The 19631-nt window shown below is 42.2% G+C and carries 14 protein-coding genes; 9 read left to right on the forward strand and 5 right to left on the reverse strand.

The features are described from left to right. Positions 1-224: 224 nt before the first annotated feature. Complete coding sequence (locus AAFF35_RS02020) at positions 225-3419, forward strand: TonB-dependent receptor (RefSeq protein ID WP_342330644.1); 3195 nt, start codon at positions 225-227, stop codon at positions 3417-3419. A 33-nt stretch (positions 3420-3452) separates the two neighbouring features. Next, positions 3453-4988, forward strand: coding sequence for a RagB/SusD family nutrient uptake outer membrane protein (locus AAFF35_RS02025; RefSeq protein ID WP_342330645.1), 1536 nt, complete (start codon positions 3453-3455; stop codon positions 4986-4988). A 44-nt stretch (positions 4989-5032) separates the two neighbouring features. Here the strand turns inward: AAFF35_RS02025 and AAFF35_RS02030 are convergent, their stop codons facing one another. The 5 genes from AAFF35_RS02030 to AAFF35_RS02050 form a co-directional block, all read right to left on the reverse strand. Continuing rightward, on the reverse strand, positions 5033-5680 hold the full coding sequence (locus tag AAFF35_RS02030; protein ID WP_342330646.1) for a response regulator transcription factor: 648 nt from the start codon (positions 5678-5680) through the stop codon (positions 5033-5035). Positions 5681-5737: 57 nt separating this feature from the next. Beyond that, a complete protein-coding gene (locus AAFF35_RS02035) occupies positions 5738-7156 on the reverse strand; it encodes an amidohydrolase family protein (RefSeq protein WP_342330647.1) in 1419 nt (472 codons plus the stop codon). Between the two features lie 10 nt (positions 7157-7166). Beyond that, the gene (locus AAFF35_RS02040; protein ID WP_342330648.1) at positions 7167-7772 is read right to left on the reverse strand and encodes an ankyrin repeat domain-containing protein; all 606 of its coding nucleotides are present in this window, start codon (positions 7770-7772) and stop codon (positions 7167-7169) included. Positions 7773-7911: 139 nt separating this feature from the next. After that, complete coding sequence (locus AAFF35_RS02045) at positions 7912-8754, reverse strand: helix-turn-helix domain-containing protein (RefSeq protein WP_342330649.1); 843 nt, start codon at positions 8752-8754, stop codon at positions 7912-7914. Between the two features lie 68 nt (positions 8755-8822). Continuing rightward, positions 8823-9455 carry a DUF4304 domain-containing protein gene (locus AAFF35_RS02050; protein ID WP_342330650.1) on the reverse strand — a complete coding sequence of 211 codons (633 nt, stop codon included), beginning with the start codon at positions 9453-9455 and terminating at the stop codon, positions 8823-8825. Positions 9456-9838: 383 nt separating this feature from the next. On the opposite strand from AAFF35_RS02050, the gene AAFF35_RS02055 reads away from it, so the two are divergent. The 7 genes from AAFF35_RS02055 to AAFF35_RS02085 all read left to right on the forward strand — a co-directional run bounded on the left by AAFF35_RS02055 (position 9839) and on the right by AAFF35_RS02085 (position 19625). Next, the gene (locus tag AAFF35_RS02055; protein ID WP_342330651.1) at positions 9839-10660 is read left to right on the forward strand and encodes a DUF6266 family protein; all 822 of its coding nucleotides are present in this window, start codon (positions 9839-9841) and stop codon (positions 10658-10660) included. Positions 10661-10783: 123 nt separating this feature from the next. Beyond that, entirely contained in the window at positions 10784-11347 is a 564-nt protein-coding gene (locus AAFF35_RS02060; protein ID WP_342330652.1) for a hypothetical protein, read from the forward strand. Beyond that, positions 11334-11720, forward strand: a complete 387-nt coding sequence (locus tag AAFF35_RS02065; protein ID WP_342330653.1) for a hypothetical protein — start codon at positions 11334-11336, stop codon at positions 11718-11720. Before AAFF35_RS02060 ends, AAFF35_RS02065 begins: the two co-directional genes overlap by 14 nt. Positions 11721-11838: 118 nt before the next feature. Further along, positions 11839-12867, forward strand: a complete 1029-nt coding sequence (locus AAFF35_RS02070; protein WP_342330654.1) for a FecR domain-containing protein — start codon at positions 11839-11841, stop codon at positions 12865-12867. A 244-nt stretch (positions 12868-13111) separates the two neighbouring features. Then, complete coding sequence (locus AAFF35_RS02075) at positions 13112-16549, forward strand: carboxypeptidase-like regulatory domain-containing protein (protein WP_342330655.1); 3438 nt, start codon at positions 13112-13114, stop codon at positions 16547-16549. 2 nt (positions 16550-16551) lie between these two features. Next, complete coding sequence (locus tag AAFF35_RS02080) at positions 16552-18357, forward strand: DUF4397 domain-containing protein (RefSeq protein ID WP_342330656.1); 1806 nt, start codon at positions 16552-16554, stop codon at positions 18355-18357. 68 nt (positions 18358-18425) lie between these two features. Beyond that, complete coding sequence (locus AAFF35_RS02085) at positions 18426-19625, forward strand: hypothetical protein (RefSeq protein ID WP_342330657.1); 1200 nt, start codon at positions 18426-18428, stop codon at positions 19623-19625. Positions 19626-19631 lie beyond the last annotated feature (6 nt).

The following is a 19631-nucleotide window of genomic DNA, read 5'->3' on the forward strand; positions in this document are numbered from 1 at the left end:
AAACGTATTACTATTTGCCAAATAATCAACCCGAGTATTCACCCCTAACGCAAAGCCCATGAATAAATAAGCCAACTCAACATTGATATTAAATTATTAAAACGGTTTAGTATCATTCAATACCAATCCCTGCTTCGGCATCCGCCATCATGAACCATTGATGTTGAAGCAGCAGGCATTCCCAAATGCCCAACCCATAATTTACTAACCTAAAAACAACAAAAATGAAAATTAAACACTTAGTTCTGGCAGGACTTCCTATGTTCTGCCTAACGGGAATTGGATCCTTTGCTGCGATGGCAGCGGGAAGCAGTTCCGGTGCCAATTCACATGCTTCTTTTTTCTTTCAGGGGGTATCACAAAAAATAACCATCAGCGGAATAGTGCTGGATGAAAAGTCTCAGCCTGTCCCGGGTGTGGGAATTAAAGCCTTAAAAACAAATAAATCAACCGTAACAGATGCTTCAGGCCGTTTCAGCATTGAAGTAGAAAGTGCTGCGGAGCAACTATCTTTCAGTTATATCGGTTATACAACACAGACCCGTGCTGCGGGATCTGGTGCAACACCTTTGAGCATCAAACTGGTGCCTGCTGAAGGTGTAAACCTGGACGACGTGGTCGTGGTAGGTTACGGAACAAGAAGGAAATCTGATGTTACCGGTGCAGTAGGATCTGTAAAAGAAGAACAACTGAAGGAACGCCCTGCAGCTTCTTTAAACCAGGCCTTGTCCGGACGTATTTCAGGAGTACAGGTGAATTCAAATTCTGGTCGCCCGGGTGGTCAGACCAATATCAGGATCCGTGGTTTCAGTTCCATCAAAACCACCAATAACCCATTGTACGTTATCGATGGTGTTATTCTTCCGGTAGGTTCACAAACACAGAACAGCAATGCGATAGACTTTTTAAACCCAGGGGATATTGCCTCTGTAGAAGTGCTTAAAGATGCTTCTTCGGTTGCGATCTATGGAGCAAGGGGTGCAAATGGGGTTATTTTAGTAACCACCAAAAAAGGGTCTACGACGGGTGGTAAAATCAGTTATGATGTTGATTTTAGTGTGCCGACCATTGGACCAAAAAGAGTAGAAATGCTCAATGCCAAAGAATTTATCGAAGTAGAAAACCTGGCTTTCGAAAATTCCAAAATCTACGATCCTGAAGGCTTTGCCGCAGGAAAATATGTCGACCCAAGAATTAAAAGAAAAACCCTGCCGCTGCTTTTTGATTCCAATGGCAATCCTTTGTACGATACGGATTGGTTTAAAGAAGCAACACAGAACAAACTTTCCCAAAATCATCAGCTTGGATTTACAGGCGGTAATGCGGAGAACAGTTATGGTTTGTTCTTGAATTACCGCGATGACAATGGTTTGTTAAAAAACTCTTACCTGAAACGCTACTCGGGAAGATTTACAATGGATAGCCAGATCAAGAAATGGATGAAAGTGGGTGGAAGCTTAAACTATACCAATCAATCAGAAAACCTGGTGGATATAGGCACAGGAGGATTAAACTCTGTAAGGATGATCACGGAAAGTTTCCCTTTTTTACCGGTTAAATATCCTAATGGATCCTGGGCAGATAATCAGAATTATCCAGGCGCTGAAGGAGGATCCAATCCGGTTCATATCCTGACAGACCGTAAATATATCTTGCAAACACAAAATACACTTGGAAATGCTTATGCCAATATTAACCTCGCCGAGGGATTGGAATTCCGCAGTGTTCTTGGGGCAAATATTGTGACCAGAGGTCGTTCAGAATACAACGGACGTGGTTTGTATGGCATCTCTTTTGATCAGAAAGGAAGTGTTACTTTAGACAATAACAGGGAAACTTATTGGTCTTTTGAAAATTACCTGACCTATAACAAGCGTTTTGCCAAGGACCATGCGATCACCGCATTGTTGGGCTTGTCATGGCAGGAAACCAATATTTTTGGCTTCGCAGTAGGCGGGGAAAATTTTTCAACGGACTACCTGTTGTATAACAATTTGGGAGCGGCGAGTAAGCCGATTCCGGGAAGTTCCAGAGCGGATCGTTTTGCGTTTAACTCTTACTTCGGACGTTTAAATTATAGCTTTAAAGATAAATATCTGTTTACAGCAACCGGACGTATGGACGGTTCTTCCAAATTCGGATCAAACAATAAATATGCGTTTTTCCCTTCAGGAGCAGTGGCATGGAAAGTTTCCGAAGAAGAGTTTCTTAAAGGGAGTCCGGTGGTGTCTAACCTGAAACTTCGTGCCAGTTACGGTTTAACCGGGAATTCTGAAATACCGAGCTTTTCTTCACTAGGAGTTTTAGGAACCGGATATGCGGCGATTTTCAACAATACAAGATTTGCCGGCGTGGGAACGAACAGACTCGGGAATCCTGATCTCAAATGGGAGAAAACAGGTCAATCTGATATTGGTGTAGAATTGGGATTGTTTAACAATAGGATAAACATCGAGGCGGATGTATACTACCGTAAAACTACCGATATGTTATTGGATGCACCAGTGCCATTGACCAGCGGATATGGTACTATTACGAGGAATATCGGGAGCATGGTAAATAAAGGACTGGAGTTTGCCATCAATACGGTGAACATCCGTACGGAGAACTTTACCTGGAATACCATGTTCAATATTTCCATGAACAGAAATAAAGTGCTTTCACTGGCGACTCCGGCAGACATTTTTGGCGTAGGAAACCCTGGTTTTACAAATGAAACCGGAATTATCCGCGTTGGCGAACCAGTAGGCTCTTTCTGGGGATTAACCCGTCTTGGAACATGGAGTGAAAGCGAACGTGCCGAAGCAGCAAAATACAACTACAGAGGAAAAACGATATTACCAGGCGATGTTAAATATTTGGACGTAAATGGCGATTATCAGATCAATGATGCCGATCGTATGATCATCGGAAATGGTAGCCCAAAAGCCTGGGGATCATTTTCCAATACCTTTAAATACAAAAATGTAGACCTGACCGTAGAGCTTCAGTATTCTGCGGGTAATGATGTGCTCAATATGACGAAGCACTCTGCCGAAGATCGTGTTGGACTGGCCAATAGCTACAGTTCTGTGTTAAATGCCTGGACGCCTCAAAATCAGAATACACCGATCGCAGCAATCCGTGATACCAGAGCCGGATATGTGACAAACGTGGATACCCGTTGGGTAGAGGACGGATCTTTCATTCGCGGCAGAAACCTTTTATTAGGTTATAACTTCCCTGAAAAGATCACGAAAAAGCTGAAATTAAGCAGACTTAGGGTCTATTCAAGTGTGCAGAATTTCTTCCTGGCCACTAAGTTCTCCGGAAATGATCCTGAAGTAACTACTTATTCCAACGCTTTTGCACAGGGACAAACCTTTTTCGATTATCCTAAGCCAACAACCTATATGCTGGGCTTAAATGTCGGTTTATAGTTGTAATAGTTGTCTACATTAATTAAAGATATTATGAAATTAAATATAAAATATACCGGAAAAATTCTCCTTGTTGCCTTAGTGGTACTTGGAGCGGGATGTAAAAAATTCCTTAGTGAAAGCGATCCCTCCAACTTAACCCCGGAAACCTATTATACCATTCCGGAACATGCAGAAGCTGCCGTCGCTGCCGCTTATGCACAAACCCGTTTTATTGGAAGTGGCGCAGGTATTTTTGCCGCAAATTTTTCTATGCTGGAATTGGTGACAGGAACAGCAAGAACGGAGACCGGACAGAATTCAGATTTGAACAACCTGCTTGGCTTGTCTTTTAACGGGGAAAATCTGTTGGTTAGAAATTGGTGGGCAGGTTTATATAATGTCATCGCACAAACCAATTTGGTGACGGAAAGGGTACCTGGAATTGAACCTATGGACGGGACGCGGAAGGCACAGATTATCGGTGAAGCAAAGTTTTTGCGTGCCTGGGCTTACTTTTACCTGGTAAGGTTGTATGGAGATGTTCCATTAATTACAACTCCTCAAAGTGCGGGTTCTAAAGATTTTTATCCGACAAGAACAGCTACAGAGCAAATTTATAAACAGATTACTGATGATCTGATTGCTGCTGAAGCGGCTGGACTTCCATGGCAGGATGCAAGTGGCAGGGTGAGTAAAGGAGCCGTAAAGTCTCTATTGGCTAAAGTATACCTGACTATGGCGGGGCAACCTTTAAACAAAGGAGCAGCTTATTATAAACTTGCAGCAGATAAATCTCTGGAAGTAATGACCAGTAGTGGTTATGGCCTTTTTTCCTCTTATGCAGACCTCCATAGTCTAAGTCAGGAAAATAAAGGGGAACATATTTTTGAAATTCAATACCTGGCATCGGTTACTGGCAATCCAATGCAACAGTTACTATTGCCAAATTTTAAAGATGTTTCTGCCTATAGTGATGAAATGGGAAGTACCGTTCCGACAAACGAGTTTTATCAATCTTTTGAACCGGGAGATTTAAGGGCCAAAGATAGAGAAGGTTTCTTCTACACCTCCTATTATACTGGTGGAGATGGCGCATTGAAACCGTTAAATGCCCCTTATATTTTTAAACACTTTGATATCGTTGCCAATGGAACATTCGGCACGAAAGGAACAACACAAAGTGATTTAAACTGGCCTCAAATCCGATTTGCAGAGGTGCTGTTAGTTTATGCTGAAGCACAGAACCGAGCAGACGGATCGCCAAACGCTGCTGCCTATGAAGCGGTGAATAAGATCAGAAGACGTGCCCTGTTGCCAGAGCTTTCAGGTCTTTCCCAGACGGCATTTGAAGAAGCCGTATGGCGCGAACGCTGGCATGAGCTATGTTATGAAGGCATTACCTGGTTTGACATGGTGCGCCTAAGAAAAGTGTACAATGAAACCACCAATGGCTTTGATAACTTTGTCGGACATGCATTTGCTGGTAGTCCATCCACCAAACTTGCAGAAAAACACCTGTTATTCCCACTGCCAAGTGTGGAGATTAAAAACAATTTAAATCTGAGACCTCAGAATCCGGGGTATTAAGCTGGTATAGCTATAAAGCCTGCCGGAAAAACCGGCAGGCTTTTTTATGCGTTCATAATGAGTTTATTCTTGATCGCGAAATCATAAAGCGCAACGGTAGAATCTCCGATCTCCAATTTCCGCATGATGTTTTTTCTGTGGGTATGAATCGTGAATTCAGAAAGGTATAACCGTTCCGCAATTTCCCTGGTTCTCAGATTCTGGCAAACCAGTCTGATGATTTCCACCTCACGTTTTGTGAGCTTATGTTTTTTCAGAAAGTCATCAAAATAGGAAAAAGAACCCTGCTCGTTTTGGTCTTCCCCAAGGATGGGGAAATAGGGTTTACCCGCCAATACCTGCAAAATGATTCCTGAAAGCAGCTCCAGTTTCCCTGATTTAACCACATATCCACTTGCTCCCTTTGACTTACAATCTTTAATCAGCTCCGGAGAATTGTAATTGGTCATGATGATAATCTTTGCTTTCAGTGACCTGTTTTTCAGCTCATCAAGTGTCTTTAATCCGTCCAAACCAGGCATATTCAAGTCAAGTAAGATCAAATCTGCCCGGTGGATGGCTTCGGATTGTAAAAGGGCCAGGCCATTGTATACGCTGTCAACGATGTTAAACTGATCATCTTTGCCAAGGTAAGCTTGTATGCCTTCCAGAATCGCCGGATGATCATCTGCAAGAATTATCGAGACCTTCATAGGGTTGAGTTAACCGTTAATTAATCTCTAAATTACTTAATCGAAGTTGTTTTATGGTTATAAATTGTTTTTCTTTTTAACATGCTCCAGCATCTGATCCAGTGTAGCTCTGTTCAGTAATTCTCCTTTTGTAATCACCGCGTATATTTTTTGGGTAGCACTGATGTTTTTTAGCGGATTTTCATTCAATAGCAAGAGATCTGCTCTTTTTCCTGTACTCAGGCTCCCATAAGCTTTCTTATTCAGAAAGGCCGGAGAATTGACTACGGATGCCTGTAATGCCTGAAGTGGTGTTAATCCGTATTTTACCAATAACTCCAGCTCTTTGTGTAAACCGATGCCAGGATAGGCATAAGAATTCAGGTATCCTGCATCTGTTCCTGCCATTATTTTTACGCCTGCTTTTTGCAATAATGGCAAGGTTTTAACGGTTTTCTCAAATAGCTGATGCCTGAATTCAATGGCTGCAGCATCATCCTGTTCTACTCTTTTTACCCTTCCTTCGTAAGTTTTTTGAAGCCCTTTTCCAATGTATTGAAGGTAAGTATCATGCTTATGGTTGTCTTTCTCGAAATAAGTCAGAATGTAATTTAGCGATAAGGTCGGGGTAATGTACATGCCATGTTGTGCCATATTGCTGTAGGTCGCCATTGCTGCGGTTTCATCAAAAGTATCCATCACCTTTTGGTTAAATGCCTTGCCTTTTAAAGTCCCTGCTGCCACTGCTGCGGAAATCTCCTGCTCCACTTTAGATCCTGCTTTAAGGGCATAACCAAGGTGTTCTACGGAACTTAGCCCTGCCGCTGCGATCTGTTCCATGGTCAGCGCATTCGGGATGTGTGCCGATACGGGATACCCACGCTGGCGGGCCATTCTGATGCTTTCTAAGAAAAGCTCCGGACTCAGGGTATTGTCTGTGATCTTCACAAAGTCGACTTTCATCTTTTGCAGAGAATCGAGTGCCTGGCTGATCTCCTGAGTATTGCCTACCTCAATGTCTCCTTTCCAGACCGATTTATAGCCCTCCAGTTTAGGCCCTGAAGTGAAAATTGTTGGCCCTTGAAGCTTTCCTGCTTCAATCTCTGCTCTCCATTGCAATACACTCGGACTAATATCGGCTGCTGCATCGCGAATGGTGGTAATTCCATAAGCAAGGTATAAAGGAAGAAGGTTCTTGTTTTCTTCAATGATTTCCGTTCCGCCGCCAAAATGCATGTGCATATCCCAAAGGCCGGGCATCACATATTTACCCCGGGCATCCAGGGTCTTTGCTGCAGTATATTTCGCAAGCTGGCTTTCCGGTAAAACAGCGGTGATCAGCCCGTTTTTAATGGCGATCATCTGTTTAGGGATAATTTTCCCTGTGTTTACGTCAATAATTGTGGCCGACTTAATCAAGAGGTCTGCTGCTTTCTTCTGGGCAAATGATACCTGAATGGAGAACAGGCCAAGCAATAGAAATGTTATTTTTTTCATCTGTAATCTATTATTTTTTTGAACCTGCTTTTTCCAGGATACTGACGATTTCTTTGAAGTTTTTCTGACGTGCATGCATCAAAGAGGTCACACCATCCTTGTCGGCAATATTTACATCAGCTCCGGCATCTACCAGCATTTGTACAATCTGGACCTGTTTGCTGTTGCCATCGGCTAAGATCACCGCTTCCAACAGCGCAGTCCAGCCTAACCTGTTAATGTGATCTATAGGAAAGGTCTTGTCCTTTAACAATTCGGCAACGACGGCCACATGTCCTTTTTCACAGGCAGGAATCAATGCGGTACCGTTGTATCGGTTAAAGATTTTATAATCTGCGCCTGCTGCTAAGCAAAGTTTAACAATATCCAGGTAACCGGAAGCTCCGGCATAAAGGAAAGGACTGTTTAGCATCTTGTCCTGCGCATTTACGTTTGCTCCCGCCTCAATCAATAGACGGGCCATTGGGAGCTGGTTTAAATAGGTTGCCGCCATCAGTAGCGTTTCTCCTTTTTCATTTCGTACCTCCAGGTCTTTATGACTGGAAATCCATTCTTTAAGTTTCGTTGGGTTTTGTGCTGCGATGATATCGAAGACTCCGGTTTTCGTAGGTTCCATGGTTTTTTCTTGTGAACATGCGGTTAAAGTGCATAGGCTGAAGATCAGCAAAGCCACTAAATAGGTAATGCGGTAATTCATATGCAAATGTATATTTCCCTAAAATACCGGAGTAGGACTGTTTAGCACATCAAGGGTACTAATTATTCATTTTGCGAAATTCCTGTGGACTGCTGTTGGTATATTTCCTGAAAAAGCGGGAAAAGTAAGAAGTATCATTAAAACCCAGTGTATAGGCGATCTCTTTAATGTCAAGCGTGCTGAAGGTGAGCATTCGCTTGGCCTCCAGTAAAATCCGCTCCCTGATGTAATCCCCGGCCGTGATCCCCGATTTTTTTCTGCACACCTGGTTCAGGTAATTTGCGGTGACACTCATCTCATTGGCATAAAAGGAAACTTCACTATGTGTGGCATAATGTGTTTCCAGAAGCGTTAGGAAACTGTTGATAATGCGGTGATCCGGAGCGAATTCCTGCACTGAAAAATTATCGCTGTACCATCTTTTGATCAATAACAAAGCCACCTGTAAACGGGATTGAAGTACATCAATATATAAGTCTTCAGAATGAAGGACCTCCTTTTCCATTTTTTCAAGTTCCTGGATCAGCGAAAAGTATTGGTCGTCTGTGAGGGGAAGAAATGGGGAAGCCGATAGGTTGAAATAAGGGAAACGCTGACTTCCCGGCAAGAGAAATTTCAGGGAAAACATCAGCTGATAGCCTGAGGTATCTTTTGAAAGTTCCCATTGATGTGCCTGCCCGGGAGCAAGAAAAAACACCATTTTATCCTTTACTTCATGCGCTTTAAAATCTATGGTATGTGTACCGCTTCCCTTTTCGATGAGTAAAATCATATAAAAATCATGCTTATGGGCATGGGGAATAGAAGGCATGTTGATTGGTTGGTGATGAACTACTTTAAAGTCCTCCCTGGTATAAGGAAGATTGAAAATTTGTTCAATACCGACAGTAGGTAAAAGCATTTTTTAATGATGGTCAATTGTTTTATCCAACTTAAAGATAAGAAATAATTGTGCCAGCTACGACAATCCTATGAAAAGTATTTGACAATCCTTTTATGAAGCTCATCTTTACTTTCAGGGAAAGAAGCTTTTGGATTTCGGTCCCAGTAATCAAGCCCTTGCTGCAATGCCCATCGTGCTTTCTCCTTATTGCTTGCAATCAGGAAGAAATCAGCGGCCTTATCATGAAACCAATCTTTGTCCACCAGGTCCTGCGCTGCATTTTCCCAGTCAGAAAGACGATTCAGATAAGGAATGCCTACGTTAATTACGTTTTCTTTTAAAATACTCATCACTCTTTCACGATGTGATTCTGCGATGATCTGAAAATGTAACTCTTGCATGTTGTCAATGACAGGAAATGTCATGCCTTTGATGTTCCAGTCCATTTCAGTGCTCAAATGATCATTGGTGTCTCCTGTTCCGAATTCTGCTTTGTGCCAGCGGGAATATTCCTTTGAGGAAACGCTGTAGGAGGTCCAGAATTCAGCACATGTATTTTCTTCATTGTGCCTGTTCAATTGAAAACTGATGGTCTGAACGAATTCCTTAAGTTTCCGTTTAAACGTGAGTGTACTTTTTGAAAACGTAAATCCCAGTTTACTTAGTGGTTCAACTAAGGTCTGCTCAATGCTGTTGATGATTAATTCCCTTGGTTTCATTATAATAAATATATCCGTCCCTATTTGTTATTGTTGAGAATCTGAAGATAGGAAAAACTTTAAATGTTTTGTTACAACCTGTTATCCTATAGTAAAAAAGACATTTGGTCATGTCCGACTGGTATCGTCATCCTGGAAGGGCCTATACTAAGCTTCCAGTTGCGCCTATTTTGTTTCTTTATTGAGGGTAGGTTGCTAGGGCCTATGAGGGCCTGTAGCCCCATCAACCCTTGTTCTTCTCACGTGAAAATTATTTGTAAAATAAAAGCAATTGGTAACTTGATGTACGCTTATTATTCACTTTAATAAAATTTATTGCTTATATTGGTATTGTTGATATAAAACTTATTAACTGATGTCACTGAATAATTAACCTGTTAAATATGGCAAAAGCACCAAATGGCCCTCTGGGGGCCTTAAATGGAAAATTACACAACCTGGTTTTTTACATGCTGAACGGACAGCCTGTTGTTCGTATGATCGGCGATCCGGGTAAACCAAGCAGGAATCAGCTGGCTAACCGTCAGGCGATGTCCGTGACTATGGAAATGGTGAGCAGGATCTCTGAGTTTACCAATGTCAGCTTTGAGCTGGAAGCAAGAGGAACGGTTCGAAATGCCCATAACCTCGCGACTTCTTATATTAAAAAACACGCTTTAAAGGGGGAATACCCTAATATTTCTGTGGATTATAGTAAGGTCATACTCAGCAATGGTAATTTACCAGGTGCAAATGATCTTAAAATCGAAAAGAAGGAAAAAGGAGTATTGGTGAGCTGGGATCCGAGTGGTCAGTACAACGACACGGTGATGATTCTTCTTTATCACCCGCTGGAAAAAACGGCAATGTCTGTGATTAATGCCTGCAGGAGAGATGCCGGGAGTTATTTTATCGATTTGTACGAGCAGCGGGTTGAGGAACCGATTGAGGCTTATATCTGCTTTAAATCCGCCAATGGCAAGGCCATTTCAGACAGTGCTTATATTGGAAATTTGAACGGAGCAGTAGAAAGTAAGGAAAAACAGCAGGAAAAACAGAAATATGCGCTGGTAAAGCAGCGGTTTGATGTACTGGAAGCCGATTATTTAAAACAAATGGCAGATAATGACGGAAATCCCGTCAATACCAAAGCCTTCCGGAATTTGGAAAGGGAATACGAGGTGCTGAAGTATAAACTGGAAAATCTTCCGGGGAAACCGGGTTGATGACCGATGGAAATTATGGCTTCTTCCTAAAGAAACCTATCTTAGTTTAAGATCAGGCAAGATTTGTATGCCCTGTTTTTTATGAAGCAGCCAAATAGCTGTATATACTAATGTAATTAATTAATGAGCAATATCTTTTTTACTTCAGACCATCATTTCGGACATACAAACATTATTAAGTTTAGCAATCGGCCATTTTTAAATGTGGAAGAGATGAATGAAGTCATGATTGCAAGATGGAACGAGAAGATTGGACCCAATGATGAGGTCTATCATCTTGGTGACTTTGGAATTACCACACCAGAAGATTTTCAAAATATAGTCAGCAGACTAAACGGCATTATTTACCTTATCGTTGGAAATCACGAAGGTTCGGCTTTAGGATACCGGAAAAGATTCAAGTGGATAAAAGAATATCATGAAGTTAAGATCAAAGACGAGGAACGTGGAAACGGGGTTCAAAGGATTGTTCTTTTTCATTATGCCATGAGAGTATGGAGAGGGGATTCAAGGGGTACATGGCATCTATATGGACATTCTCATGGAAATCTGCCTGACCTGGCTCATCGGCTTTCTTTTGATGTCGGCGTGGATGCACACGACTTTTATCCGCTATCTTATGATGAAGTTAAAGCGATCATGAAAACGAAAAGCTGGGCCCGCTCTGTCGAGGATGAAGAAATTTGAAATCAATGTTCTATACGAACAGGCAATTGAAATCAGGGTAGAATTCCCTGTTTCTATACTTTGTGAATATAATGGTCCTTCAAATTTAGATGTGACCTGGGACGATAACCTGATGTATCTGATCAACGATGCACTGAATAAGGCTGGAGTCTATATTAAGGATAGCAAGCTGGAAACCTATCCTGTGCCGGAAAAGAATGACGAGATCCTGAGTTATCAGTTAACGTTGATTGTGAAACCGCCCGGACTGGATTTATATGGTATTGCAGCAAATCTGATCAGTGAAAACTTCGAAAAAGGGTTGTGTATTAAATTGAAATCTGAATATCATGGTTTTGAAATTGTATATGCAGCTGCCTTTGCCCTGACCTGACATTGCCATCTTCGTCTATGGCTAAAATAATGGTTAATAAAAAATATTTTCATCATCGATAGTACTACTTCTTTAAATAGGTGTTTAGCTTATTACACCACCGGACATTTAAGGAAAAATGGAGCAACCTATCAACAAAACCGAGTTATTACAATTTTTAAATGGAAAATGTTCCAGTGAAGAATCTTTAAGGATCAATGAATTCCTGAAGACTGCTATGGGACAACATTTATTGGATGAGCTGCTGAATGAACATTTGGACTTTGCCAGCCAGGGAGAGGTTGATCCGGTTAAACTCTCGGAATGGAAAAAGGAATGGAGTTCAAAGTTCAGCACAGCATCCGAAGCTGTTCCTATAGAAAGTGATCCCATCAATACCGGAAGGAAAATAACAAAGCTAAATGTGATATTGCGTTATGCTGCTGTCCTTACGGCTTTAGTTTTAGGTGTTGGAATTTATAGCATTTCCACCAGGAAAAATAAATCAACTCAACCAACGTCCCTTGACTTGGTTCAAAGCAATCCTTTGGGCCGCCGCTCCAGTTTCAGCCTGGCCGATGGAACCAAAGTTTATCTTGGCCCTGGCAGTGCGCTATCTTATTCTGCAGATTTCTCCGGAAATAAAAGAGAAGTGATCTTGAAAGGTGAAGCCTATTTTGAAGTCACAAAGAATAGGGAAAAGCCGTTCATGATTTATACTGAAAATTTAAGAACCCAGGTATTGGGGACGACCTTTAAGGTCAGCTCATTTCAGGGAAGCCCGATTTTGGTTTCTGTAACCAGTGGTAAAGTAAGGGTCGACCGGCTTACTGAGGAGGACACCCAGGAATTGGCCATCCTGAATCCTGGCGAACAAGTATCCTATCACCAGCATTCCGGAGTACAAAAATCCAGTTTCAATATTGAAAATGTAAAGAACTGGAAGCAAGGTCACCTGGTTTTTGATGGGACCCCACTTTTAGAGCTCACCAACCAGATCAGCAGGTGGTATAATGTATCCATAAACATCAACTCAGAAACATTAAAGCAAATTCCTATTACGGTAACATTGGATGGTAACATGCCGGTTTATCAATTCCTGGATGGCTTAAGCGCTTCGTTTGGGTTCAACTATAAAGTAAAAGACAAGGTAATTACGATCTATTAACCTAAAACCAGAAAACTATGTAAAAATGCTACACTAAACGCAAAAATCGCCCTCCATCTAAGGAGAACGATTTCAAATGGGTCAATAACCAAAAGATTTGGACGTCACATTGGTTATTTAATTAACAGATTCTTTCGGAAATCCGAGAGTAACCTTCTAATTCTATAAAAGTATGCAAAAAGGATTTATTCCTTATCCATCCGTAAGATTTTTTTTAATTAAAAATGATAGAATCAAGTTTCTAATGAGATTTTCATTTGTTTTAACGGTAACGACATTAATATTTGTAAGTCTCTTGTTTGCCCGTGAAGGGCATAGCCAGGGTTTAGATCAGACGATCAGGCTATCTGTTAAAAATGCGGGTATGAAAGAGAGCATACTTGCAATTGAAAAGGAAAGTGGGATTCGCTTTTTAATGAGAGATGACCTCATCAAAGGTTATGAAAAGAAGTTAACCATCTCTTCTCCAAAAATTACCGTCAGACATGCTTTAGAACAGGTATTGTCGGGTACGCCGCTTACCTATGTGGAGCTGAACGGCTTTGTTTCTGTCGTGACCAGATCTGCGCAATTTCTGGTTACAGGAAGAGTAATCGATGAAAAAACGAAAGAATCATTAATTGGAGTCTCCGTACGGATCAAAGGGGCGCAGGCGTCGACATTCACTGACAATCAAGGCAATTTTTCTTTGAAGATTCCGGGTTATGGGGTAACCCTGCAATTTCAATCGATAGGCTACCAGTCTGCAGAGGTACGTGTAGATGATGCCAGATCTGTACAAAATGTAGGTCTGAAAATTTTGAGTACCGCTTTAAAAGAAGTAACGGTACATGCAAGGAGAAAGGCGAACACGGAAGCTGCGGTCCTGGATGAAAGAAGATTATCTGGTATTGTACAGGATGCGATTTCTGCGCAACAAATAGAAAGAACAGCAAGTATCACGACTACGCAGGCCCTGCAAAGGGTCACAGGGGTAACGGTAACAGATGAAAAGTTTGTAGCAATCAGGGGATTAGGTGAACGAAGTGTCATCGCACAGCTGAATGGCGTGCGATTGGCATCTTCGGATCCGGATCGTACCTCTATTCCTTTAGACCTTGTTCCGGCATCATTGCTGGATAACATTACCGTCTATAAAACCGTAACTCCGGATAAGCCGGCAGATGCAGCATCCGGAATTATTGAATTAAAGACTAAATCTATCCCCGAGTCTCAGACATTTGAGGTGGTTGCGCAGTCAGGATTCAATTCCAATGTCGGTTATCGTGGGAACTACAATAGTTTCTACAATAGTGATCTGGGGATTTTGGGAACCAAAATAAACGATAAAAATCTGAGACCTGATTTCCTGGCACTTTCTGAAAAATATCCCGACGGATTGGGCTCAATCCAGAAGCTGATTGCCAATACCAATTATAGTCTGGAAACTCAGAAAGAAGTAAACCGTATTAATTCCATTATGCAGAGCTTCGATCCTGCTTTAAAAACGGGGTATAAAAAAGCACCCTTGAATCAATTGTATTCCATGACGTATGGCAATAATTTTAAGGTCTTTAAAAAACACAAAATCGGATTGATCCTCGGAGGGAATTATTACCGTCGCATTACCGACACTTATCAGGGAGATTTAACCCAATACAGCATTTACCAGGGGGTAATTACCGGTAATAAGGATGTATATAGCTTTCGGAATATCCCCAACTATGTAACCCCAAACGGTTTGTACATGGGTAAATATCAGACTTATAAAGAGAATACCGGTGCTGAAATTTTAAACTATGGGGTGCTTGGAGGCCTGGCTTACCGCTTCAATGAACGGCATGAAATCAGTGCACAGTATATGGGTAGCTGGGGTGGCGAAAGTACGGCGACAAATTTAGCGGGTGGATATCAATATTCAGGACTACCGGGAACGGTATCCAGCGATATCTATTCGATTAAACAATCTTACCGGACCTTAAATATCTTTAACATCCAGGGAGAGCATAAAATTACTAAAGGAGCAAATGCACCACAGCTAAGCTACAATATCGCTTCTTCAAATTCCAGTCAGAATGAACCGGATTATCGTTTTGTAACCCTTGCCAATTATACGCCAACAGGTGGTGGCTGGTACATGAGGCCCCAGATTGGGGAGACAAGTATTGGCGGTATAAAAACTTATTCCAAGCATTTATATGCACTTAGCTCCGGATATGTAAATGGATTTGGTGCCTATGGCATTATTCAGGCAGAGCCAAACGGACGGAGATGGCGTAAACTGGAGGAAAAGAATTACAATTATAAAGCCGACTTAAGCATTCCGTTTAACCTCTTCGGACAAAAACAGGAATTTAAAACAGGGGTCAATTACCTCTTCCGGGAAAGAAGTTTTACAGAGAACCATTTGTTATTGCCGGGTTCAAATTTCACCAAATACGGGGCATTGCCGCTGTATGATGTGGAAGGCGACCTGGACCGTTTGGTGAGCAATGAGGTGATCGGCGTTCATGCTCCCTTGTCTGGACAAGGGGAGGGAATGATGCCTATGGGTGGCTTTTTATACAACAGCCAGAAATCGCCAAACAACTATAAAGGATATTATGAAACAAATGCGGTATATACCATGCTGGATGTCCGCCTTTCGGAAAAGATCAGACTTGCAGGGGGAGTCCGCTTTGAAATGACGAGCATAGGATCGGTGGTCGATACCTCGAATGTCTTTCTGGATCCTGCATTGTCTGCACCTACAGCAGAAGGGTCAAAGATTCCATTGATCCTGGTGGAGCCAAACTCTGTTCACAATGTCAATTATAAACCTTATTACTCCCTGAACTTAAACTATTCCCTTCATAAGAATATGAATTTCAGAGCGGCCTTTAATACGACTTTAGCAAGGCCGGAACTGAGAGAAATTACCAATGTTTTTGAATTTGATGCCTTTCAAATGGGACTCGTGATCGGAAATCCAAAGCTGGTGAATCAGCATACGAAAAACCTGGATTTCAGATGGGAATGGTTTCCGAATTCAGGCGAAGTACTGGCTTTCTCGGTATTTGGAAAACAAATTGATAACCAATTGGTCAGGGTATTCAATTTAAAAACAGACGGACTGGCAGCTACTTATCCCGAGTTTCCTACAATACAGTATCAGAATGATGAGAATACCGGTAAAGTCTGGGGAATAGAGATGGAAATCGTCAAAGACCTGGAAAGAATCTGGTATCCGCTTAAAAATTTCTTTGTCGGCTCCAACATGATGCTGGCAAGAAGCCTCATCAATAAATCAACAGCACGTTATAATGCCGGTAAATCCTTAGACAGGCATACGCCCAAAAACAGCCCTTTATTTGAACAAGCGCCTTATTCTATCAATTCCTGGTTAAACTATACCAATAAAAAAACAGGTACCGATCTGACCACTTCTTTCAACATGGTAGGGGAAAGGCTGGTGCAGATTAACCTGACAGGAGAACCTGATTTATACACCCGTCCGGTACCGATGCTGGATTTTGTATTCAGTCAGCGGTTAGCAAAGAAGATTCTCTTTAAGGGCTATGCAAAAAATATCCTGAATCCAAATATCCAGACTGTTTATGCCAATCCGGGAACCGGGGGGAAATGGTACGGCAATGAATACCTGAACCGTAGTTTTAAAAGAGGAATGGAAGTAATGCTTGGTTTTACCTATAATTTATTTTAGTCATGTTTAAAGAAGTAAATCACAAAGTGAGCAGTCGGTATTCCCCAAAATGGGTTTATGTAGCTGTGATCAGCTTACTACTGTCTTACTCCTGTAAGAAAGAAAAAATTAATTTTCAAAGGGATACTGCTATAGAACGCATCACTGAAAATTTATCCGGAACAAGGATTGTTGATTTATTTGGTTATGACCATGTGATCGCGAATGGCGATAGCTTAACCAATTTTGTGATTCCAATTCATCCCAGTGACCCCGCTTATAAAGAAAATCACTATAAATTTCCCGGCACCAAATATTTCCCTCAGGATGGCCGTATGGGAAACAGCTGGTGGAGTGTCGAAAATACAGATGCAAAAGTCGGGGCGATATGGCAGGTTCCTGCTGCTTTGTTCGGCAGCGATCATACGCTGAACCTGACGCTGCAGAACCTGGACACCGATGGCAACCCCTACGAAATGGCCAACTTCTCAATTGGCCTGGAGAACAATAAACCTGTAGATTATTATGTGGTCAATAGTGCAGTAATGGACGGAAAGGCCGACTACCTGATGACAGAACGCGATGAAACGGAGCCTAAAAAGGGCTATTTTAAGATCAGGGTGATCAACCTTTCCTTTAAAATCGGCCCGCGCTCTAATTTTAACGGACCCTTTGAAGAACATTATGGGAAAATTTCATTAGCCTATGCGGATGGTCGTCCGGTGAGCAATGCCACGAGCAATGTTGATCCGCTGAAAAAGGTTTCCGATTATGTGGAAATCCCATATGGGACCTATCAGTTTAAAATTTTAAACGAAAAAGGAAGAGAAATCGCAGGGGCGACGGGCAATACGCCTAATAGAATTATTGATCCACCGAGCTCATCGATGCCCCGCAGTATTTTCGATCCTTCGTACATTGTCTATGCACCAATACAGACTTATCAGCCCGGAGGGGTGTATACCATCGTGGTCAACCCGTTTGGCTGTGAGTTTTTCAAAAATGAACTGAATTATACCGATTTTAAATATCAGAATTCCTTTAAAATTATTGTCGATAAGAAACCAGAGGTCAACCAATCTTTCGCCCGGATACAGGCGGTAAATGCCTTGCCGGAACAAACGGTTAGTTTCCGCCTGAATGGCGAAACACTTACTGAAAACTTAAAATATGCAGCAGCAAGCGCCTATCAGACAAAGTCAACTGGTAAACATCAGATTGAAGCGGTAGATCAGACGGGAAAAGTGCTGGCACAAATGGAACGAACGCTTGATCCGGGGATGAATTATACCTTATGGCTTTACCCGACACCGGAAGGGCCTGCCAAAATAGTCGTTACCAATAACGATCTGAGCGGGGTCCTGCATGCCGGAACCAGTGAAGAAGATGCTTCGTATGATTACCGGTATTTTGCCATGCCATTCAGTAAACGCTTCCTGAATCTTTGTCCAGATGTTCCTTATCTGACGGTAACGGCAAAGAATGGACAGGTTTTAGGCGATAAAAAAGACAATCCCGCGGTCTATAACCTCAAACCGGGGCAGGCACCTGAGCGCTTTCCTTATACTTGGGGAGACTGGTCAAGCAGGGAATATGAAATCCTTGCTTACCGGTCTACCCCTCAGGTAACACCGGGAGTATGGGCAAGTGACATCAAAATCCTGACCAATGAAAACTTCATTGCCCGGAAAGAACTCTACACCTCGGGTGCCAAGAAGATGCCTTTTCATGAACCGGGCATTTATAGTGTGGCTCTGATCGGAAGAACCGGGAGTCAGGTTCCGGAGGCATTTAAAGCAAAGATGATCGTGGTTAAACATAACCTCTGACAAAAAATGATGAGCACACCAGGCCATTAACCAGGGCCTCCATATCAAAGAACCTAAACCACAACTAAATGAAAAAAATAAGCATAAATTACCTGATCATTTTATTGTTCTGCCTAAGTGCCTGTGGTAAGATCGAATATACTAAGATGGACTCCCCGGCTTACCTCAGGGTGTTCAATAACTTTACCTACAACCTTACGGTAGAGAATAAAAATGAACAATTTCCGATTTTCACCATGCTCATTGAGCCTAAGTTTGATGGGAGCGGGGTGGTCACGGGGGCGGAAGTTATTGGCGATTTTTTGGACAAAAGAGACTATTATGCGCCACCTTATCCTTCCCATATCGGGAACAGTACTTCGGTATTTAACCCTGAATACCCCGGAAAAGAAAATGTACTCGTTGGGCCGGTACTGAATGGTTATGACCTGAGCAGCTGGGCGCAGGTACCCTCAGGAAAAAGAAGGGTGATGTTTGTTTACCGCCCAAAAAGTGAAGTTCCCTTTTTGCAATTGCCTAAACAGTTGAGGAGCAAAGTGCTGGTTGATACCGTTTTGAACCTGGAAAAGGGGGAAGTCTTTACCCTGCACCTGCTGCAGAAAGATTTCAATACCCGTGAGAACGGGATGATCCTGAGGCAGGAACAATTTCATAAAATGCCTTTATCAGATTCCCTGGTGTACGTCAATATCTATAACATGAGTTCCAAAGGATTCTGGAGTGCAAATGCAGGGTTTAAAGATAAATTCGAGCGAATGGGGATGTTGAATTTCGGGATTAAAGATGTGATGAACGTCTATTATTCGCTTGTAAATTATGACCAGGGACAAGGGCAATGGTTTGACCGGGCGATTAACGGACATAATAAAGCTTTTATGGGCACCGTCCACCGGGATACTGAGTCCAGTAAGGTACATCCTTATTTTAGTTTTCCGGTTTTCGCGGATGCAGGAAGCAACAACATCTCCACTAAAATCTGGCAGCGTTTCTTTTTCCTGCCTCCGGGAAACTCCTTGGAGAACTACCTGCACTACGAGCTTTATAACGACAATGAAGGGAATTTTGCGATCGTCAATTGCTTTGAAAATGGACTGGTAAGGCCATTTGCGGACTGGGGAGGCGCAGCCATGTTGCCCAATCTGTTGGTCAATGTTCATTCAGGAACCTATAATCCAAGAACATTTGGAACGGTCAATACCCTGGAAATCGTAAATGGAAAAGTTTTCTTAACCACCGTACAGCGGAAATACGCACCTCCTGTATATTAAAAAACG

It is taken from the genome of Pedobacter sp. FW305-3-2-15-E-R2A2, assembly GCF_038446955.1.
GTDB lineage: Bacteria > Bacteroidota > Bacteroidia > Sphingobacteriales > Sphingobacteriaceae > Pedobacter.